We start from the raw sequence: 20,575 nt of genomic DNA on the forward strand, positions 1-20,575 counted from the left end.
GGAGTCTGTGATGAAGTCGTTCCCGATCACCATCGACAGCGTGCGCAAGGCCTACGGGTCCTTCGTCGCGCTGGACGATGTCTCGCTCGACATTCGCGCTGGCGAGTTCCTCACCCTTTTGGGGCCTTCCGGATCGGGCAAGACCACGATGCTCATGGCCCTGGCTGGTTTTGTCCGGCCCGATCGAGGTAAACTCCTGCTGGGGGATCGGGACATCACCCGCCTGGCCCCCAACAAGCGCGACATCGGCATAGTGTTCCAGAACTATGCGCTGTTTCCCCATATGAACGTCCTGGCCAATGTCGAGTATCCGTTGGCGCTGCGCAAGACACCGAAAGCCGAAGCCCGTCAGCGGGCCCTCGGCGCCTTGGCTCGCGTGAAACTGGAAGGTCTGTCTGAGCGCAACATTGCCGCCCTGTCCGGTGGCCAGCGCCAGAGGGTGGCGCTGGCGCGGGCCATTGTCTTCGAACCGCGCGTGATGTTGATGGACGAGCCGCTGTCGGCGCTCGACAAGAATCTGCGCGAGACCATGCAGCATGAGATCCGGCGGCTTCACGATGATCTGGGGGTCACCACGATTTATGTAACGCACGACCAGCGCGAAGCGTTGACCATGTCCGACCGGGTCGCGGTGATGAATTCCGGCCGCATCGAGCAAATCGACCCGCCGCAGCGAATTTACGATCGTCCATCGACGCGCTTCGTCGCGGAATTCATGGGCGAGGCCAACATCATGGCGCCGGGTGCAGTGCGCAAAATCGGCGGCGCTGACGCGTCACGCGAGACCCTGGTGATCCGCGCGGAAAGCTTCCATCTGGATGCGAAGCTGGTCGGGCAAGACGGCGTGGCGCTCGAGGGAACGTTGCGCGCCAAGGCATTTCGCGGCGAAAACTGGCTTCTCACTCTGGCGCTTGACGGTGGTCAAGAGGTTCTTGCCAGTATTCCGGCAACGCTGGCCGCCGGCTGCGCCGAACTTGTCACCGGCCAGCGGGTGACCGCGTATGCGCCAGCGGAGAAGGTACATGCGCTACCGGGAGCGGGAGCGTGACCGTGACCGTTACCATGGATCCCGGGCTCGCGGCGGACGCGCGGCGTGAGCGCCGGTTCTTCCTCTCGCTTTCGCTGCCGGCGCTGTTCATCGTTGGGCTGGCGGCGATACTGCCCATCGTCTGGATCATCCGCCAATCCTTCCTGACCACGGGGGGCGAGTATACCGTCGGCAATTACGAGAAGGTGCTTTCGAGTGGACTGACATGGTCGGCACTCCTCACAACCCTTGAGCTTTCGTTTGGCACACTGGCGATCTGCATTCTTCTTGGTATCCCCCTGGCGCTTGCTCTGGCCAGCGCCACACCAAGGGTGGCCAACGTGCTGATGGCCTTCGTCATGCTGCCATTGTGGACCTCTATCCTGGTGCGTACGTATGGCTGGCTGGTGCTCCTGCGCCGCGATGGCTTGATCAACGCGGCGTTGACGGGTTCAGGCCTCACGGCGGAGCCATTGCCGCTTGTCTACAATTTCACCGGAACGCTCATCGGCATGGCTCACTATATGCTGCCGCTGTTCTTGCTGCCTGTTTATGCCGCCATGCGCGATATCGACGCAAATCTCGTTCGTGCTTCGGCGAGCATGGGGGCCACCCTCGGACAGGTGATCCGCACTGTGGTTCTGCCCCTTTCGGCCGGCGGCATCTTCTCGGGTTCGCTCATCGTCTTCATCTACACCATAGGTTTTTTCATCACGCCGGCGGTGCTTGGCGGCGGCAAGGTAAATCCTCTTTCCACCCGGATCGAGCGCACGCTGTCGACCTTTCAGGATTGGGGCTCGGCGAGCGTTCTGGGCATTCTGCTTCTCGTTCTTATGTGCCTGATCGGCGTGATGTTCCTGACGGCAAGGCGACTGTTGATGCGCAACAAGGTCGGCACACCCCATGCTTGAAGCTTATCCGGACAACAGGTTGGCCCGCATCCTCCTGTGGAGCTTTTCCGCGCTCGTCTTGGCGTTCTTGATGCTGCCGACGCTGGTGGTCGTGCCACTCTCGTTTTCGGCCTCCAATCTTCTCGAGTTTCCGCCGCGCGCATACTCGTTTCGCTGGTACGAGAATTTCTTTGGTTCGGCGACGTGGATGGCCGCGCTCAGGGTGAGCCTGATCCTCGGGACACTGACAGCGCTGATCGCGGTACCCCTGGGGCTGTTGGCCTGCATCTCGATGAACAGGCTCGGCGGAAAGGCCGCCGTAGCCATTCAGGGCGTTCTGCTCACCCCGTCCATTGTGCCGGGCATACTGCTGGCGATCGGTCTGTTCTTTGTTCTGGCGGCGCAACGTCTGGTTGGAACGCTGTTCGGCGTGCTGGTCGGGCATGTGGTGCTGGCCATTCCGGTGGCGTGCATTGTGTTGTTGCCCGCTCTCGCCCGCTTTGACTGGAACCAGGTCCAGGCGGCGCGTAGCCTCGGTGCAAACTGGGCGCGAGCCATTGGCGGCATAATCGTTCCGCAACTTTGGATCAGTTTGTTGACGGCCACATTGATGGCCTTCCTGACTTCGCTCGACGAGTCTGTCATTTCGATCTTCATCGCAAGTGGCCAAAACAGCACCCTGCCGAAGCTCATGTTCCTGTCGCTGCGCGATCAGATCGATCCGACCATTGCGGCGATCTCGACCGTGTGGACCGCCATCGTCGTGGCCGCTGTCCTGATCGTGACCCTTCGCCAAAAACCCTGATCGAGACTGGAAAACATGCCTATCAATCATCATCTAGCCGACGATCTGGCGGATCACTCAACAGGCATACCCCAGGTGGGATTGGCGATCATTACCGGGTCCGCAAATTGGGGGCTCGCCTTTCCGGAGGATGTCGAAGTCGATGGCGTGCGCACCTTGCGGCGAGACATGAGCTTTGAGACGCCTTTCGGCCGCAGCGACAACTGGAAGCTGCTTGAGTTCGATGCATCAATCACCGCCGAAGGCAAACCGAAACGCGCCTTGTGCATGTATTCGCACGGCAATCCGCGCGACCATATCGACCATTCCTGCCATCGCCGGGCGTTCTGGGTCTTGATGAACGCGGGTGTAAGGCAAGTCCTCTCCTGCTCGACCATTGGCGCCGTCAACAAGGCGATCAAGCCCGGCGACATGGTGGTGAACGCCGATATCATCGAACTGACGCAGACCCCGTTTTCACTGCTTCCCGGCCGCCAGAGCTTCGACTGCTCGGGCAAGCAGATCGTATGTCCAAGATGTGCGGCGGTTCTGGTCGAAACGGCCCGCCGTCACTGGCCAGCCGAATTCCGCGTGCATGGCATCGAACAGCAGTTGGTGGCTGCCCACTGTTACGGGCCGCGACTGACCACTCCGGCCGAAGCCTTGGCGTTTCGAAGCATGGGAGCGGATGTGCTCAATCATTCGATCGCCCCTGAGGCGACCCTGTCGCGCGAGATCGGCGCGTGTTTTGTGCCTCTTGCGTTCGTGACGGCAGGTTTCAACGACTATATGGACCGCAATCGCCAGCAATTGCTGCAGGAGGACGTATTGCCGAGCCTCTCCATGACCGCCTCGAGGGTGGCGCTGGAGACCGTGGCACGATTTCCAGCTAACCCTGAATGCTCTTGCCAGGGCTTGAAGTCGCCTCAGCCGGCAGAGCGTTCTACTCGGTTCTGAAGCAGCGATGGAGTCTGGATTTGTCACTCACCACGAAGCTCGCGTCGAACTGAGAGTTCGCATTTGAACGCCCTTGCTCGAAGCGTCCGGTCCGCTTCCGTCAGACCACGAGTCATGCTCCATATCGCACATAGATCAGCCTCAGGCCTTGAGGCTGATCGGGTGCCGGCAGTCACCTCTATTGGCGGTGCTGCATTTCCTTGATGACGATGTCTCCATCTACGACGATCGGCTCGTCATCCAGGAAAAGACTGCAGCCACGCATCGGAATGTCGAGGTGGCAGGCGGTGTCGTTGGGACCGCCGAGTTCGTTGTTCGGGCCCGTCGAGAACATCACGTTGCCATAGAAGGAGCGCAGCTCCATACCCATGCCGCCCGGAAACTGCGTCAGGCCGTGCCACTGCGCGCGGTGGTCTAGCCCCCAGCCGACATGGCTCATGCCCATGCCGCGCGGGTCCTTGAACTCGCCCATGTAGGATTTGATCAGTTCCGCCTCGAGGCCGCCGCGGATGTCCTGAACGAAGCCCTTTTCGATCGTGTAGATGACAGGCTCGCGGACATAGGTGTTGAATGGCAAAAGCACGTCACCAGGGGCGAGCACGATCTTGCCGTCGACGCCGTCGTCGGCGCCGCCGGTGAAGACGAAGGCCGCTGGCCAGTGGTCCCAGCGCCCGGGCTGGTCGGTGTAGCCGTATTCGCCAACCGTCGGATAGACGCCGAGCTTGTAGACCACGTCGGTGCCATGGCGGGAGGTGATGCGCATGGTCTTCGCCTTCGACAGAAGCGCCTCGCCGACCTCCACGCGCTCGCGCAATTCCTTGGTCGGCAGCAGCCGGGCGAGCAGCGGCGCAGGTTCGACCGCCGTCAAAACGCGCGCGCCCGCCGCCTGGATCGCCATCTGCTCCGGGCTGAACAAAAGGAAGATGAGGTCGACGACCATGTCGGCCTGCTTCAGCGCTTCGACCGCCTCAGGATTGGCCGCCAGGCCGGTCTCGCCGACCGCCCAGGCGCCATTGCCCGGCAGCGGCGCGGGCAGGCGCATATGGTACATGCGTGCACCTAGGCGCTGGCCGGCCGCGAGAAAGGCGTCAGCATAGTCAAGGCGCTCGCTGCCTTGCGACAGCACGATGACCTTTTCCCCTTCATGCACGCCGCTGAGCGTGAGCTGGTGCAGGCAGATTTCAGTCAGAACGTTGCGGTCCATCCAGCGATCTCCTTTGCAATGCGGGCGGCGTCGCGGCCCAGGTTATGAGGTTCGGTCATGCATTCTGCTCGGTCGCCCTTCGCCGGCCGGCGCGCCCGATTTCTTCCAGCGCCTCCTCCAGGCCGACGACGTCGCCATATTTGGCATCGATGTCGAATAGGTTGGCTTCATGCGGCCCGGCGTGCCGGTCGCCAACGCAATCCCTGACCACGATGGTTCGGAAGCCGTGCTGGACCGCGTCCACGGCGCTTGCCCGGATGCAGCCGCTGGTCGAGCAGCCGGCGAGTATGACCGTGTCGATGCCATCGGCGTGCAGCATCGACGCCAGGCTGGTGCCGAAGAAGGCGCTGGCATACTGCTTGGTGATGACCAGTTCGCCAGGCAACGGTTCGACGCCGTCGCAGAATTCGGCCAGCGGACTACCGGGGACCAACGCGGCCATCACCGGCGCCTTCTTCACCCAGATCCCGCCATCGGCGCAGTTCGGCGCCCGGTAGAGGATGTTGGTATGGATCACCGGCACGCCGGCCTGGCGCGCCGCTGCCAGCAGCTCGGGCGTGCGCGCGACGGCCTCCACCACGCCCTGCGCGAACAGTGGTGCGCCGGGTGTCGTATAGGCCTTCATGAAGTCGATCACCAGCAGCGCCGGCCTGCGCCCGAAGCCGATGCGGTGGCCCCAGACGCCGCTGTAGTTGTCGGCCGCCGCCTGCGTTTCGGCCTCTATGGGAATTGCCGGTTGCGTCATGGCGGCCTCCCTCAGTACGCGCCGGAAAGCAGCGCGCCAGCGCCGGGGACAATTGGCTCAAGTCCGAGCGACTTCAGCAGGCCGTAGGTGGTTGCGACCGCCGCCGTCAGCACGGGTTTTCCGGTAAGAGCTTCGACCTTAGCGATGACCGGCAGCGACGGCATCTGCACGCAGGCTGACAGTACGACCACGTCGACGCCTTCGAGGTTCATGCCGGCAACGATGCAGGGCAGGTTTTCCGGATCGTGGCGCGCCACGTCGAGGTTGTCGGGGATCTCAAGCGCGCGCCAGTCGACGACTTCGAAACCCTCCTCGCGGATGTAGTTGACCACGAGTTCAGTCAGCGGCCGCATATAGGGCGCCACGACGGCAATGCGCTTGGCCTGCAGCACCTTGAGCCCATCGATCAGGGCGCCGGCGCTGGTGACGACGGGAATGTCAGTCCCATTCTCCTGTGTTCGGGCGCGCAGCCGCGCCTCCGACTCGCGATGGTAGCCGAGCCCCATCGCCATGATGGCGACCAGACAGGCGTAGCCGAGCACATCGACGCGGGCATCCGAAAGTTCGGCGGCGCAGCGGTCCGACTCACCGTCCATGGCAGCCAACTCGTCTTTGCTCACCGTCTTCATGCGCATGCGGCTCGAATGGAAGGTGAAACGCTCGGGCCGTATGCCTTGGCGCGCCAAAAGCATCGCTGGAATCTCGGTTTCCATGGTCGTATTGGAACTCGGCACGATCTGGCCGATCCGGAACGGTTTCGTGGTCATGCTGCTTTCCTCGCTGCCAGAGCGGTTCCGAGCAGCCGGTCAGCCGCGGCCAGAAACCCTTCGAGATTGTCCCAGGGGATCATGTGTCCGGCATCGGGCACGCGCTCTATGCTGATGCCTGGGTTGAGGGAATGGATTTCCGCCTCGTCGGCAGGTTCGATGACGCCGCCGCGCGTCGCCACCATCAGGCCGGCGGGGACCGGAAGGCCGGGCAGATCGCGATGGATGTCGTCGGTATGAAAGCCTTCGAAGGCCGTCACGATGGCGGGCTCAAAGCAGGTGTGCAGCCATTCTGCCCGCAGCGCGAGTTGCTCACGGCTCCAGGTCGGGCAGAAGGTGCGCATCGCATCGGCGTCCATGCCCCTTTCCGCCTGTCGTATCGAATCCACATACCAGGCAAGCTTCGAAGGGTAGGGGCGCCGGCCCGGACCCGAGACGGGCGGGTCGACCAGCAGCAGCCGTGCCATACCGGCCGGGTTGCGCGTCGCCGCGCGGACCGCGATGCGCGCGCCCATCGAATGGCCGAGCACCGTCACGCCGGAAAGACCAAGCGCTGCGATGAAGCCCGAGAGGTCGTCGGCCATGCTGTCGAGGCGGTAGTCGAGGTCCGGGCCGGATTGCGACAAGCCGCGGCCGCGCACATCGAGGACGTAAACATCGAATTCACGAGCAACCCTTTCGGCGACAAAGCCCCAGGTCACTGCCGGGCTGGTGATGCCCGGCACCAGCACCAACGGCGCTCCCGCGCCGAGATAATGCAGGTAGTGCTGGCGGATGCCGTTGGCTGCGACATTTGCGCCTGTGACCGTTGCCGCGCTCACTGCGCCGCCTCGCTGCTCTGCAGCGGCGTCTCATAGACGTCGTAGCCGAACACCCAGGCCGGGTCTTCCTGGCTGCGCAGCCAGGTGTTGGCGTTGGAAACCGCCTGCACGCGCGAGGCGCGATCCCTGCGGTTTGCCTCGTAGAGGGCGAAGGCCGATGCGTAGTTGCCGGTCCCGGTCTCGCCGAGACATCGCGCCAGCATGGCCGCGTCCTCGATCGCCATGGCCGCACCCTGCGCCATATGCGGCTTCATCGGATGGCAGGCATCGCCGAGCAACACCATCCGCCCCTCGCTCCAGACCGGCAGTGGTTTGCGGTTTAGCAGCGGCCATTTGGTAACCTCGTCGCTCGCGTCGATCAGCGAGTCCACCACCGGATGGCAGCCGGCGAAAGCTTGCCGCATTTCTTCGCGACTGGACGGCACGAACGCTCCATCGAAGTCCCAGGCCGGATGGGGAACGCCGGTGACGTAGTAGTATTCGCTGCGGTCCGCGGTGGTGTGGTAGACCATCATGTGGCGGTCCTCGAACCACCATTTCACGCAATCTTCGAAGTCGAGGCCGTAGCGGCTCAGCTTATCGGACGAAATCACCGCCCGGTGGGCGACCCAGCCGCTGTAGTTCGGCTTCTCCTCGCCGAGCAGAGCTTCACGGACCTTCGAATTGATGCCGTCGGCGCCGATAACGATGTCGGCCGTGACTCGAGTGCCGTCGGCGAAGCTGAGCTCGACGCCGGCGCCATTGTCCGTCACCGCGTCCAGCCGCTTGCCGAAGTGCAGGTTTTCCGGCCGCAGCAGCGAGACTTGAAGCGCGGCCAGATCACCGCGATGGACGGTCACATAAGGAGCGCCATATTCCTTCTCGGCGAACGCGCCGAGCCGGATCCGGGAAAGATAGTCGCCAGAGCGCCCGTCACGGCTGAACCAGAAATCGGGCTTGGAGCCCATGGCGACGACAGCGTCTTCCATCCCGAGTTGGCGGAACACCTTCATGACGTTCGGGCCCATGTGGATGCCCGCACCGATGCGCGCAAAGGCTGGCGCCTGTTCGAAAACGTCGACACGAAGGCCGGCCTGCTGAAGAAGTGCCGCCGCCGCAGCCCCTCCAAGCCCGGCACCTATGACCGCGATCTGCGTCTTTATTGGCATGGACCTGATGACCTCCCGATGGGTTTCGACAGCCAGTTGGTCTTTTTATAGAGTACACACTCTAAATGTCAATGGCCATAACCATGCTGGCAAATCACCAGTTAGCGTACACGAGTTGGCCATATTTCGCACAAATTGGCTAATTTCGGGGCGAGGCAAGCTAAGCTTTGACATGGCATGGAAAACAGATATTATAGAGTATACACTCTTTTTGGTGAACCCCTTCATGTGTTCGAATGCGCGTTGCGCCACACCGCCAAGGGCGAGAAAGGGCCGGTCTCAGACCGCCTTCTGGGGATATCAATCGCAGCCGCTGGTCTGGCGTCAGAAATGCAGGCCCGAAAGCCAGGGACGCTATCTTGCCTTGCGCGATGCCAACGTTTTATGCATGCCTCGGGCGTCAATGTTCCGCGTTGGGACGCAAGATGTCGGGGCGCCAGTCGGACGAAGAGGATCGCATGGAAGGCGCGGATCGCTATGTCTTCTCGGACCAGGTCGGCTACCTGCTCCGGCGCGCCTATCAGCGCCATCTCGCCATCTTCCAGGCGAATGCCGGCGACCCGCAACTAACGGCAGTTCAATTCTCAACGCTCTGCGCGTTGAAGGAGAGCGGACCCCAGTCGCAGAGCGAACTCGTGAAGGCAACAAGTGTCGACCAGGGCACGATCCGCGGAATCGTCGACAGGTTGAAGGATCGCGGCCTGATCGCGTTTTCGAAGGATCCCGCAGATGCGCGCAAGGTGATTGTCTCCATCACCGCGGCCGGCCTGCAATTGCTGGAGCGCACGGTGCCGCATGCGCTGGAGATCACCGAGCTGACAATGAAGCACCTCAACCCGGCCGAGCGCATGGCACTTCTCCACACGCTGCGCCTCCTCGGAGAGGACGCCGACACGAACGAGTGAAGCATACCGATCTTCCGGCATCCCGAGTTTTGCGGAGGCTGGAGTGGATGCTTTGATCGCGCTCCGAGTGAATGGGCGGGATGTTGAACTCTCCCTCCCATCAACAACGACCCTTCTTCAGGTGCTACGCAATGACCTCAGCCTGAACGGTCCGAAATATGGCTGCGGCCTGGCCGAATGCGGTGCCTGCGCCGTTCTCGTCGGCGACACCACCGTCCGGTCGTGCGCGGTTCCGATCGGCGCGGTCGCCGATCGGTCGATCACCACCCTGGAGGGGCTGGGTACCGCGGATCACCCCAATCTCGTGCAGGCCGCGTTCATTGCCAACAATGCCGCCCAATGTGGCTACTGCCTGAACGGCATGATCATTGCCACTGTCGCCTTGCTCAGGCGCGATCCGCGGCCAGACGAGACCGCGATCCGGGCTGCGTTGCGGCATCATTTGTGCCGCTGCGGCACCCATCTGGAAATCCTCGCCGCCGTGCGCGCGGCAGCCAGCGCCACCGCGCAAGTGACCGCTGACGTTACTTCGGAGCAAGTTTGATGAGCAGCCCGCGCGACCGGCCTGCCACCGCCTATCTACGCGACAGCGAGGCGCTCCTGGTTCTGCGACCGAGCCCCGTCGCCGGCCAAGATGGCGAACTCTTCCTCGCGCTCGGCGCGGACGGCTCCGTGACCGCCTTCAACGGCCACGTCGATCTCGGCACCGGCATACGCACGGCCTTGGCCCAAATCGTCGCCGAGGAATTGGACGTTCCGTTCGAAAGCGTACGCATGGTTCTCGGCTCGACGTCTGCGGCCCCGGATCAGGGCGCGACCATCGCCAGCGAAACCATCCAGGTCACCGCCATGCCGCTGCGCGCCGCAGCCGCGACCGCCCGCGCACATCTCCTCAAGCTGGCCGCCGCGCGGCTCGGCATGTCGGCGCCGGAGCTGATCGTCGAGGACGGCGTGATCCGACCGGCGGATACGGAAGAGAATCTTTTCGTCTCCTTTGGCGATCTCATCGCCGGCGCCAACACGCGCCTTGCCATCGACCCGCACGCGCCCCTGAAGCCAGCCGCGCAGTACCGTATCGTGGGCCGGCCGCAGGCACGCGCCGACATTCCGGCCAAGGCTACCGGGGTTTTCATCTACGTCCATGACGTGCGCCTACCAGGCATGCTGCATGGCCGCGTCGTCCGGCCGCCCTACGCTGGCTTCGATTCAGGGGGGCATGTAGGCGCGAGCCTGATCGCCGTCGACGAGGCATCGGTGGCCGACGTGCCGGGGTTGGTGACGGTCGTGATAATCGGCGATTTCGTCGGCGTCGTGGCGATGCGCGAAGAGCACGCCATCGAGGCGATGCAGCGGCTCAAGGTGCAATGGCGCGCCGCACCCGTCGTCCCCGACCTCAATGCTCCCGAGGCGGCGCTTCGCAACAATCGCTCGACGACCCGCAAGCTTGCCGACGACGGCGATGTCGAACGCGCGCTCGGCGCGACGGCGACGCCTATGGAACGGACCTATGTATGGCCCTACCAGATGCACGGCTCGATCGGACCTTCCTGCGCGGTTGCCGACTGGCGCGACGACGGCCTGACCGTCTGGTCCGGCACGCAGAACCCATTTCCGATGCGCGCCGACCTGGCAAAACTTCTCGACATGCCGGAAGAGCGGATCGTTGTCGAACGGCTGGAAGCTGCCGGATGCTACGGACGCAACTGCGCCGACGACGTAACTGCTGACGCTGCCCTGTTGTCCCGGGCCGTCGGCCAGCCAGTACGCGTCCAGCTTACCCGGGAGCAGGAACACGCGTGGGAGCCAAAGGGTGCCGCGCAGGTCATCGACGTCCGCGGTGGCTTGGACGAGGAGGGTGGTCCGGCGGCCTATGACTTTGAAACGCGTTACCCGTCCAATCTGGCGCCGACCCTGCCGCTGATCCTGACCGGAAAGGTTTCGCCGGTCGCGGAGGTCGCCCTGATGGGCGATCGCACAGCGGTGCCTCCCTACGCGTTCGGAAACCTGCGGGTTACCGTCCATGATATGCCGACGCTGGCTCGCGCCTCGTGGTTTCGCGGCGTTTCGGCACTGCCAAACAGCTTTGCGCACGAATCCTTTATCGACGAGTTGGCTACAGCGGCCAAGGTCGATCCGGTCGAATATCGGCTGCGTTATCTCACCGATCCGCGGGCGATCGACATGGTACGAGCCGTAGCCGAGCGTGCCGGATGGAAGCCGCATACCCAACCGGGCACGCATGGCCGCGAGGGCGATATTCTGTATGGACGCGGCTTTGCCTACGCCGTCTATGTCCATGGTCCTTTCCCGGGCAAGGCGGCCTCGTGGGCGGCGTGGGTCGCCGACGTGGCGGTGAACAAGGTGACGGGCGAAATCGCGGTGACCAAAGTCATCTGCGGCCAGGATACCGGCGCGGTAATCAACCCCGACGGCGTTCGCCACCAGATTCATGGCAACGTCATCCAGTCGACCAGCCGGGTTCTCAAGGAAGAGGTCAATTTCTCATCCACCGCTGTCGCCAGCCTTGAGTGGGGCGCCTATCCGATCATCGGCTTTCCCGAGGTGCCGGACATCGACGTGCTGATGATTCCACGCCCCGACGAGCCGCCGCTGGGCGCCGGCGAGTCCGCCTCGGTGCCGAGTGCGGCGGCCATTGCCAACGCGGTGTTCGACGCCACCGGCGTGCGCTTTCGCGAACTGCCGTTGACGCCGGAACGGGTGCGCGCTGCTTTGAATCCGCTGCCGACTCCGCTGGTATCGAACGAGAATAGGCGATCCAGGCGGTCGCGCCTGAGATTCTCATGGCCGCTCGCCGGCGCCTTTTCTGGCGCCGTGGCCCTCGGTGCGGGGATTTTTCCGTTCAATGCCGCGATCGCCCCGGTGGCGCGTCCGCTGCCCGACGTCTTTTCATCCGCCACGATCGATCGCGGCCGGCAGGCGGCGGCGGTCGGCGCCTGCAATGTCTGCCATGTCGGCGCCGACGGCACGCCATTTGCTGGGGGCAGGGCGCTCGAAACCCCCTTCGGTACTGTCTATGCCACCAACATCACGCCGGATGAAGCGGCCGGTATCGGCGCCTGGTCCTATCCGGCATTCGCTAGAGCGATGCGCCAGGGTGTTGCGCGCGATGGACATCATCTCTATCCGGCGCATCCCTACACATCCTTTGCCAAGGCGAGCGAGGCGGATCTCCAGGCGCTCTATGCCTATCTCATGGCTCAGCCAGCCGTGACGGCCAAAGCACCGGAAACGCAGCTGCGGTTTCCCTTCGGCATGCGGCCACTGATGGCCGGGTGGAACGCGCTTTACCTATCGTCATCGCCGGCACCGTCTGATCCGATCCGAAGTGCGGCCTGGAACCGGGGGGCGGAACTGGTGGAAGGCCTTGGCCATTGCAGCGCCTGTCATTCGCCGCGCAATGCCATCGGCGGAGAGGTCAAGGGGTCGATGCATCTTGCCGGCGGGTTCGCCGACGGCTGGCACGCACATGCGCTGACGGCAAAATCCTTCGCTCCGATCGCGTGGAGCGAACAGGCATTTTATGACTATCTGCGTACCGGCCATTCCGCCCAGCATGGCGCGGCGGCGGGACCAATGGCCCACGTGGTAGACTCGCTGGCACCGCTTCCCGACGCGGACATCAGGGCGATGGCGGTCTATCTCGCCGGTTTCAACGTCGGTGGCGAAACGTCTCCCGCCGGCTCGTCGTCAGGGAGTTCAATCGCCGCTGCAGATCTAGCCGCGCCCGCTGCGGCAGCCGCATTTCCTCGCGGTGCGCGCATGTTCGCCGGTGCTTGTGAGACCTGTCATTTGGAAGCGTCGTCCATCGCGTCGCTGGCCCTCAACACCAATCTTCATGCCGAAGCGCCGGACAATCTGCTCCACGCCATCCTGGAGGGGGTGGCCGCGCCGGCAATGTCGCCCCTGCGACGCGATGTCGGCGACTTTGGGGTGATGGCGATGCCGGCCTTCGACAAGGCGCTGGACGATCGCGACCTGGTCGACCTCGTCCGCTATCTCCGGGCGCGTTTCGCCCCCGGGAAGCCAGCCTGGGACGCCATCCAGGATTCGCTTGCCGTCGTCCGTGCAAACCACCATTGATCCAAGGCTGGAACCCGCAAATACTCCTCAACACCAACGTACCCGCCGAAAACGCCTGGCCGCGAGGTCGTTGGGTGGTGAGCAGCGGGAACGTGACCGACGACATGTGGGCCGAATACATCAAGAACCAGACGCCGCCAGAGCGCGACGACGACGTCAACGTGAGGTGATTCACGCTAAGTCCGCCGAACGGGGGACCTATGCGGTTGTGCCGGATCGGATTTTTCCACCCACCCACACTGCGGCGATATTGGCGCGCCCGGCGTTCAGCACGATCTTGTCAAACACATCGACCGCACTCTCGAAAGGCCAAAGCGATATGTTCGACGCGGGCGCATCTACGTCGACGACCAGCGCGTCGAATTCGAAGCCGGGCGCGAAGACGCCAACAGGCAGGCCGAGCGTCTCGCCGCCGCCGGAGGTGGCGAGCCAGAAGGCTTCCGCGGTGGTGATACGGGAACCGGGCACGCCGCGCGCCTCACGTGCCGCCGCCGGATCGACACCGCTGTTCAGGGCACGCGCGGCGATCATGGCAAGCCGCGCGCTATCGAAGAGCGAAGGCGAATAGCCGCCCGAAATGTCAGTGCCCAGGCCGACATGAACGCCCTTGTCGAGGGCGGCGCGCAACGGAAAGACCGCATCGGCGAAGTAGAAGTTCGAAAGCGGGCAGTGCGCGACGCCGGACCCGGCGGCCTTGATCCTGTCGACATCTTCGGGAGAGACGAAGTTGGAATGGGCAAGGATGGTCTTGTCGGTGAGCAGCCCGAACCGCGCCAGGACTCCCGTATCGGTCTGACCGAAACGGTTTTGGACATGCTCGGTGGCCCAGTCGCTTTCACAGCAATGCGTCTGCACATGGCAGCCTGTCTCATGCGCGACGCGGCCGAGCCCTTCAAGCAGCGCATCCGTGCAGCTTGGCACGAAACGCGGCGTTATCGCTGGATGGACGAGGGTGCGCCCTTCGGATTGCATCTCCGCCAGCAGCCGCATGAAGCGCTTGGTGTCCTCGACCGCCGCCGATGCGCCGCCATCGCGGTAGAAATCCGGGCACTGCGCCGGATCGTCCATGGCGACCTTGCCGACCAGCGCGCGCTGGCCGCGTTTCAGGCAGATTTCGGCGAGCGCGAGGTTCGCCTCGACATGGATGGTGCCGAAATAGACGGCGGTCGTAGTGCCGTTGGCGAGCAGGTTCTCTACCAATGAGCCATAGATCTGCCGAGCAAACGCGGTGTCGGCGTACTTCGCTTCGAGCGGGAAGGTGTATTTCTGGAGCCACTCCTCTAGCGGCGCGTCGAGCGCCTTGCCAAGCTGCGCCCATTGCGGCGCGTGAATATGCAGATCGACCATGCCCGGCAGCAGATACTGATTTTCAGCAAGCGCGATCAGCGTACCATCGTTGTCGGCCGAACGGAGGATCGTCGCGTGATCGGCGCGGTCGCTGCGCACGACATCGAGAATCCGCCCATCATCGCCGACCCTGATCAGGCAGTTTTCCAAGATTTCCAACCGGCCGCGCTGCGGCGTATGGAAGGCGTTGCAGGCGACTGTGAAGCCTTCGTTTGCCATACCGTATCCCAATTGCTGGTGTTGCCGTCGATGCCGTCCGCTCAGGCAGTGCGGGCCGGTCCCGCCGGAAATATGCCTGACATGACGATGAAGCCCGGCACGCGCTTGACGCGGTCTCCCCAGCGGCGGATCGCCGGATAATCCTGCCGCGAGATACCGCCTTCTTCCGAAAGCAGGATGTAGGGAAAGCAGGCGATGTCGGCGACGGTCGGATGATCGGCGGCGCAGATCCAGTCGCGGCCTTCCTGCTCACCGAACCAGAGACGCTCGTCGAAAATCCGGAACAGGCGATGCGCGCCGGCGCGCGACGCCTCGACGTCGAGATCATAGAACAACCCGTCATGCAGGCGCGCCGCCGAGGCGGTGGCGGTGATGTCGTCGGCAAAGGCCAGCCATTGGCCGATCTCGCCCAGCAGCGCCGGATTATCGCGCGGATACCAATTTCCCGACGCATCATACTTGGCGGCGAGATAGACGAGAATGGCCTGCGCGTCACGCAAGATCAGCCCGTCATCGTCGATCACCGGAAGCTGGCCAAGCGGGTTGAGCTTCAGGAAGGCCGCCGATTTGTGCTCGCGGCCGGGATAGAAATCGACCGGAACGATTTTGTATTCGACGCCAAGCATGCTCATCAGCAGGCGCAATTTGTAGCAGTTTCCCGACAGTTCGAAGTCGTAGAGCGTGATCATGCCGAGGCCTTACAGGTCGAGCACGAGGCGCGCCGAACGGGCTCGCGACACGCAGGTCATGATCTTTGTCCCGCTCCGTTTCTCCGCGTCGTTGAGATAGACGTCCTGGTGATCCGGTTCGCCTTCAAGAACCGTGGCGATGCAGGTTCCGCAGGCGCCTTGTTCGCAGGACGACGGCATGTCGATGCCGTTGCCGCGCATCACCTCCAAGATGGTGCTGCCGGCCGGCACGCGCAGGGTGACCGCGGAACGCGCCAGCGCGATCTCGAAGCTCGAACTGTCGTCGATAGTCCTGGTATTCTTGAAATATTCGAAATGCACGGCCGTATCCGGCCAGCCTCTTTCCGAGGCGATGCTGCGCGCCGCCTCCAGCATCGGAGCGGGGCCACAGATATAGACATGCACGTCTGGCTGGTAGGTGGCGAGCAGGTCAGCGAGCTTGGCCGCGGTTGCTTCCGGGGTCAGGCCGAGATGCGGGACAAGCGCATTGCCGAGCGTTGCCAACCGTTCGGGAAAGGCCAGTTGCGCCTGGTTCTGTGCAAAATAGTGCAGTTCGTGCGCCAGCCCCATGGGACCGAGTGCTTGCGCCATGGCGATCAGTGGCGTGATGCCGATACCGCCGGCAATGAACAGCGTTTTTACGGCGTCGCGCCGCAACGGAAAGTTGTTGCGCGGCTCCGAGATCGCCAGCAGATCGCCTTCGCGCACCGTGTCATGCAGGCACGATGAACCGCCCTTCGAGTCTCGCTCCCGCTTCACGCCGATCGTGTAGGTGCCTGTCTCGCCCGGCGCATTGGTGATCGAATATTGCCGGATCTGGCCATTCGGCAGGTGCACATCGATATGGGCGCCGGGCTGGAAGGTCGGCAGATGCCCCCGGAGGGGCCGTAGTTCGAAGCCGGCAATGTCGTTGGCGGTCATCCATTTGCGCGCCACCTGAACGGTGATCGACGCCCGACGTCCCGAGGCTGAAAGCGACGGCATTTCCACCAGTTCCGGCGCCACGCTTTCATAGACCGGCACGATCGGCGGGGCGGCCGGGACCATCGCCGCCTCCCGCTCGACGCGGTCGCGCAACGCCGAGAGACGTTCGTTGTGATGACGCAGAATGGCGATCCGCAGCATCCCTTCGGCATTGCGGTCGAGCACACCGCGGATCACGGAGCGGCTGGAATCGACTGGTTGCACGAAGAACACCGCGAGCGTCGCTTCGGACCCTGAACGGGCGCGCAGGGCGATCGAGAAACCCTCCGCTGCCTCGATTGAAACCACGGCTTCGTCCCCGTCGATGGCATCGTTCGGTTGGAACCGGTAGCTGGCGAGATGCGCGAGCGCCAGTTCGACCGGCGCGTTGAGCGGCATGCCGCGCAGGACGAGAAGGTTTTCTGCTTCCAGGGCGGCGATCCGCGGCGCCGGCGTTTCGGGTTCGAGCGAAGACCAGACCAGCCCATAACGTTCCGCGGCCGGAAAGGTGCGGTTGGTGATGGTGCGGGCCGGCGCGTCGGCGGGATGCGCCGGAATATAGGTGCAGCCGGCGGTACGGTTCGAGTAGCGCCAGCCGTGATACTGGCATTTCAGCTCGCGGCCATCGCTGACGCCGATCGACAGCCGCACGCCGCGATGCAGACAGCGGTTTTCCCAGATGTTGATATAGCCATCATCGGCTCGCCATATTGCGAACTCGCGCCCGAGCAACTGGCCGTGGAAGACGTGGCGGAACGGCAGGTCATGCGACGCAGCGATCGGATGCCATGGATGACTGGACACAATACCGTCTCCGGGTTCGAAGTCAGGCGGCAACCGGAATGACGCCGTAGGTGATGCCCTTCTGGCTGAGCCAGCGGCGATAGGCGATGGCCGACTTGTCGGCTCGGATCGGCGTTTCCGCTCGCGGATCGAGTGGTAGGCGCTTGGGGAACTGGTTTTCCAAGATAGGCTTGTCCTGGCCGAAGATCATCAACTGGAAGCGCCGGATGAAGGTGTCGTCGTTCTGGTCGTCGAGAACGCTGAGCATCATGTGCGCCCGGATATGCTCCTGGTCCATCGGCTGCAGGAAGATGGCGATGACGTCCATGCGCTTCTCGTCGAGCGGGCTCGACTTGTAGAGCACCGAGCAGAACGGGTGCGGCACGCGGTAGATGTATTCCACATCGGCGCCGCCCTGTGCGACGGTCGAGGCCATGGGCTGGAAGAAACGGCAGCGTGTGGCGAGGATCTCGTCGCCATCGACCGAAATCTCGACGTCGTATTCCTTCACCTCGGTGTGTGGCTCGATGCCGAGAATGCCGGTATGGACGTAAGGGAAATGGCCCATGTCGAGGAAATTCTCGATCGCGCGGGGTGCCGATACGTTCACCCCGATCGAGGCGGCGGCGATGTTGCGCCGGTCAGGCTCGGCATATTGCGGTATCGGAAAGATGTCGGTGGCCGGGGTGCCGAGCGAGGTCCAGAGGTAGCCGTATGCGGTCTTGACGGGCAAGCCACCGGTCATGCTGGAAGCATCAACGGTGTCGCCGGCTCGAAGGTCCGGCCGCGCCTCCCAGGCAGCCGCTTGCCCGGACGCGTCGACGGCAAAGCCGATCGGCTGTTCGAGAAGCCTGGTGGCGCCGACGACACAGGGCTTCGTGTCGCCAATAGCGACGATCGGATACCAGAGGTTCAGCGTCACCGGATCGATGGACGTCATCTCTCGCATGATGTCGGCGCTTTCATCTCGACCGTCCATATCGTCGCCATTCTCGATACCCGAACGACCGACGCGCTACGTTTGCAGAAACCATTTTGGATATCAATATCTTCTTTTTGTATCTTCAAATTTTTCAGATCGGTTGACAATTCAAGCGGTTTGGTTCCAGTTTCACCTATCGTATCCGACGCCCCTACTGGAACTCCGGAACCGAAGCCAAAAACGTAGAACGGCCACTTGCCACGGGCAATCGTCAATGAGCAATCGATCACGCGCGATCGCCGATATCGTGACCAAGGCAATCCTTGAGCATCGGCTGGTTCCCGGCGCCAAGCTTGGCGAGCGCGAGCTTTCCGAGATTTTCAAGGTCAGCCGCATCGTTGTGCGCCAGGCGCTTATCCGGCTCGCCGACGACGGGCTTGTCTCGATCGTTCGCAACCGTGGCGCCTTCGTCGCCAAGCCCAGCATGCAGGAGGCCTACGAGCTCTATGATGCGCTGACGCTGATCGAACAGGGTGTTGCCTCGCAATTGGCCGAGCGGATGGGTCCGCGCGACTGGGCGGCCTTGCATCGGCAGATAGAGCAGACGCGACAGGCCATGGATTGCGGCAACCATGCGCTCGCCGATGCGCTCGGCCCGGATTTCCATACCCAGCTCATCCGCGCCAGCCGCAACAAGGTCGTGCAGGACATCCACGCGCAGATCGTGCGCCGCACGATGCTGCTGCGCTCGCTCTATTTCAACCATTTCGATTATTGCAGCCTGCTCGACGATCACTCGAAGCTTCTCGACCTGCTCGAAAAGAAGCGCGTCAAACAGGCAATGGATCTGATCGACGCGCATTACCGGTCGATCGTTCGCGGCTTTGTCATGGACGATTCGGTGTTTCCCGAAGCCAGCCCCGTCGAGGCACTGGCACCATACCTGGCCAGCGCAAAAGTCGGCGCGGTACCGAACGGGCCGGCGTCACGCAATGTGGAGGAAGATGGTGCGGCGGCCCTGACGGCGCATCGCCATCTCGAAGAAGAGACCCGGCAGTGAACCCGGGCGCAAATGGAACCAAATCACAATCAGAGGGTAACGAACATGACCAAGACCACGAGACGACAATTCCTCAGATATGGCGGGGCCATCGGAGCAGCCCTTGGTACCACCGGTTTCCCGTCGATCCTGCGGGCAGCCGAACCGCTCAAGATCGGCCAGGTGAACGCGTCGCCTGCCGCTGAAATCGGCTGGGCCAAGCAGCATGCGCTGGGCATCGACGCCATCAAGGCGGAGTTCGGTGATAAGGTTGCCGTCACCGTCATCGACAACATCTTCATGCCGCAGGACGCGGAGCGGGTATTCCGCGAGCTTGCGTCGGCCGGCAATAGACTGATCTTCGGCACCAGTTTTTCGCTGGGCACGCCGATGCAGAAAGTGGCACCGCGCTTCCCCAAGGTCGCCTTCGAACATTGCTCCGGCATCGTCCATTTGCCCAATCTCGGCACGTTCGAGGCAAAATATTATGAGGGCGCCTATGTGGCCGGCGCAGCAGCAGGCTACATGTCGAAGGCGGGCAAGATCGGCTTCGTCGGCGGCTTCCCGATCCCCGACATCGTCGGCCCGGCCAACGCCATCCTTCTCGGCGCGCAGAGCGTTAACCCGAAGGCCACCTGCAGCGTCGTCTTCCTCAATTCCTGGTATGATCCGGGCAAGGAAAAGGAAGCCGCTCTTGCCCTGCTGTCGCAAGGCTGCGACGTGGTCTGCGGCATGACCGACACTGGCACATGCGTGCAGGTGGCGGGCGAAAAGGGAGCGTGGTCGATCGGCTATGCCAGCGACCTTGCCAAATTCGCGCCGGAATTCCATCTCACCGCTTTCATGATGGACTGGTCGAGCGACTATGTGCGCGCGGCCAAAGGCGTCGCCGACGGCACATGGAAATCGGAAGAACGCTGGGATGGGCTCAAGGCCGGCGTGGTGAAGCTGGCGCCTTTCAACAAGAAGATCCCGGCCGAGGCGCAGGCCAAGCTGGTGCAGCTCGAGGCCGACATCGGCTCAGGCAAGGTCCACCCGTATGCCGGTGAGATCAAGGACCAGGACGGCAAGGTACACGTGCCGGCCGGATCGGTGCTTTCCGACAAGGACATCCGCGCCACTGATTGGCTGGTCGCCGGCATGAGCGGCAAGCTCGCCTGATCGCCCGGCCTCTGTCTAAAAACCGTTGCGCGCTGGACAGGCTCCGGCGCGCACCGGTAGCGTTGTGGCGCCTGCCCGACTCTCCCTGAAACCACCAGGTCCA

18 protein-coding genes are annotated in these 20,575 nt (G+C 63.2%); 9 read left to right on the forward strand and 9 right to left on the reverse strand.

The annotated features are described in order from the left end of the window. The first annotated feature begins 10 nt into the window (after nt 1–10). From DBIPINDM_RS42170 to DBIPINDM_RS42185, 4 genes are read left to right on the forward strand one after another with little or no spacing between them, the layout of a single operon-like run. Nucleotides 11–1,048 carry an ABC transporter ATP-binding protein gene (locus DBIPINDM_RS42170; protein WP_258589879.1) on the forward strand — a complete coding sequence of 346 codons (1,038 nt, stop codon included), beginning with the start codon at nt 11–13 and terminating at the stop codon, nt 1,046–1,048. 2 nt (nt 1,049–1,050) lie between these two features. Continuing rightward, nucleotides 1,051–1,938, forward strand: coding sequence for an ABC transporter permease (locus DBIPINDM_RS42175; RefSeq protein ID WP_318036975.1), 888 nt, complete (start codon nt 1,051–1,053; stop codon nt 1,936–1,938). Beyond that, entirely contained in the window at nt 1,931–2,722 is a 792-nt protein-coding gene (locus tag DBIPINDM_RS42180) for an ABC transporter permease (RefSeq protein WP_258589853.1), read from the forward strand. The genes DBIPINDM_RS42175 and DBIPINDM_RS42180 overlap by 8 nt, the downstream gene beginning before the upstream one ends. 15 nt (nt 2,723–2,737) lie before the next feature. Further along, nucleotides 2,738–3,658 (forward strand): 5'-methylthioadenosine phosphorylase, encoded by a 921-nt coding sequence (locus DBIPINDM_RS42185; protein ID WP_318036972.1) that lies wholly within the window; start codon nt 2,738–2,740, stop codon nt 3,656–3,658. Nucleotides 3,659–3,836: 178 nt separating this feature from the next. On the opposite strand, the gene DBIPINDM_RS42190 is transcribed toward DBIPINDM_RS42185, so the two are convergent. The 5 genes from DBIPINDM_RS42190 to DBIPINDM_RS42210 are packed head-to-tail and all read right to left on the reverse strand — an operon-like array spanning nt 3,837 to nt 8,343. Beyond that, nucleotides 3,837–4,862, reverse strand: coding sequence for a leucyl aminopeptidase (locus DBIPINDM_RS42190; RefSeq protein WP_258589855.1), 1,026 nt, complete (start codon nt 4,860–4,862; stop codon nt 3,837–3,839). 55 nt (nt 4,863–4,917) lie between these two features. After that, nucleotides 4,918–5,607, reverse strand: a complete 690-nt coding sequence (locus DBIPINDM_RS42195; RefSeq protein WP_258589856.1) for an N-carbamoylsarcosine amidohydrolase — start codon at nt 5,605–5,607, stop codon at nt 4,918–4,920. A gap of 11 nt (nt 5,608–5,618) precedes the next feature. Beyond that, nucleotides 5,619–6,374: an Asp/Glu racemase gene (locus DBIPINDM_RS42200; RefSeq protein ID WP_318036973.1), complete on the reverse strand. Its 756-nt coding sequence runs from the start codon at nt 6,372–6,374 to the stop codon at nt 5,619–5,621. Next, a complete protein-coding gene (locus tag DBIPINDM_RS42205) occupies nt 6,371–7,195 on the reverse strand; it encodes an alpha/beta fold hydrolase (RefSeq protein ID WP_258589857.1) in 825 nt (274 codons plus the stop codon). Before DBIPINDM_RS42205 ends, DBIPINDM_RS42200 begins: the two co-directional genes overlap by 4 nt. Further along, complete coding sequence (locus tag DBIPINDM_RS42210) at nt 7,192–8,343, reverse strand: FAD-dependent monooxygenase (protein ID WP_258589858.1); 1,152 nt, start codon at nt 8,341–8,343, stop codon at nt 7,192–7,194. The genes DBIPINDM_RS42205 and DBIPINDM_RS42210 overlap by 4 nt, the downstream gene beginning before the upstream one ends. Nucleotides 8,344–8,801: 458 nt before the next feature. Here DBIPINDM_RS42210 and DBIPINDM_RS42215 point away from each other — a divergent pair, with 458 nt between their 5' ends. The 3 genes from DBIPINDM_RS42215 to DBIPINDM_RS42225 are packed head-to-tail and all read left to right on the forward strand — an operon-like array spanning nt 8,802 to nt 13,349. Continuing rightward, on the forward strand, nt 8,802–9,248 hold the full coding sequence (locus DBIPINDM_RS42215) for a MarR family winged helix-turn-helix transcriptional regulator (protein ID WP_258589859.1): 447 nt from the start codon (nt 8,802–8,804) through the stop codon (nt 9,246–9,248). A 43-nt stretch (nt 9,249–9,291) separates the two neighbouring features. Further along, entirely contained in the window at nt 9,292–9,792 is a 501-nt protein-coding gene (locus DBIPINDM_RS42220) for a (2Fe-2S)-binding protein (RefSeq protein ID WP_378919088.1), read from the forward strand. Then, nucleotides 9,792–13,349: a molybdopterin cofactor-binding domain-containing protein gene (locus tag DBIPINDM_RS42225; RefSeq protein WP_258589860.1), complete on the forward strand. Its 3,558-nt coding sequence runs from the start codon at nt 9,792–9,794 to the stop codon at nt 13,347–13,349. Before DBIPINDM_RS42220 ends, DBIPINDM_RS42225 begins: the two co-directional genes overlap by 1 nt. 198 nt (nt 13,350–13,547) lie before the next feature. Here the strand turns inward: DBIPINDM_RS42225 and guaD are convergent, their stop codons facing one another. Genes guaD through DBIPINDM_RS42245 form a run of 4 tightly spaced genes read right to left on the reverse strand, consistent with a single transcriptional unit; the run spans nt 13,548 to nt 18,329 of the window. Continuing rightward, nucleotides 13,548–14,915 carry a guanine deaminase gene (guaD, locus tag DBIPINDM_RS42230; protein ID WP_258589861.1) on the reverse strand — a complete coding sequence of 456 codons (1,368 nt, stop codon included), beginning with the start codon at nt 14,913–14,915 and terminating at the stop codon, nt 13,548–13,550. A gap of 41 nt (nt 14,916–14,956) precedes the next feature. Beyond that, entirely contained in the window at nt 14,957–15,604 is a 648-nt protein-coding gene (locus DBIPINDM_RS42235; protein ID WP_258589862.1) for a glutathione S-transferase family protein, read from the reverse strand. Between the two features lie 9 nt (nt 15,605–15,613). Continuing rightward, complete coding sequence (locus DBIPINDM_RS42240; RefSeq protein WP_416361825.1) at nt 15,614–17,371, reverse strand: Rieske 2Fe-2S domain-containing protein; 1,758 nt, start codon at nt 17,369–17,371, stop codon at nt 15,614–15,616. A gap of 22 nt (nt 17,372–17,393) precedes the next feature. Beyond that, a complete protein-coding gene (locus tag DBIPINDM_RS42245) occupies nt 17,394–18,329 on the reverse strand; it encodes an aromatic ring-hydroxylating dioxygenase subunit alpha (RefSeq protein ID WP_416361826.1) in 936 nt (311 codons plus the stop codon). Nucleotides 18,330–18,546: 217 nt separating this feature from the next. Here DBIPINDM_RS42245 and DBIPINDM_RS42250 point away from each other — a divergent pair, with 217 nt between their 5' ends. Next, the gene (locus DBIPINDM_RS42250; RefSeq protein WP_258589863.1) at nt 18,547–19,332 is read left to right on the forward strand and encodes a GntR family transcriptional regulator; all 786 of its coding nucleotides are present in this window, start codon (nt 18,547–18,549) and stop codon (nt 19,330–19,332) included. A gap of 45 nt (nt 19,333–19,377) precedes the next feature. Beyond that, complete coding sequence (locus tag DBIPINDM_RS42255; protein ID WP_258589864.1) at nt 19,378–20,472, forward strand: BMP family ABC transporter substrate-binding protein; 1,095 nt, start codon at nt 19,378–19,380, stop codon at nt 20,470–20,472. Nucleotides 20,473–20,575: the final 103 nt, after the last annotated feature.

It is taken from the genome of Mesorhizobium sp. AR02 (assembly GCF_024746835.1).
Taxonomy (GTDB): domain Bacteria; phylum Pseudomonadota; class Alphaproteobacteria; order Rhizobiales; family Rhizobiaceae; genus Mesorhizobium.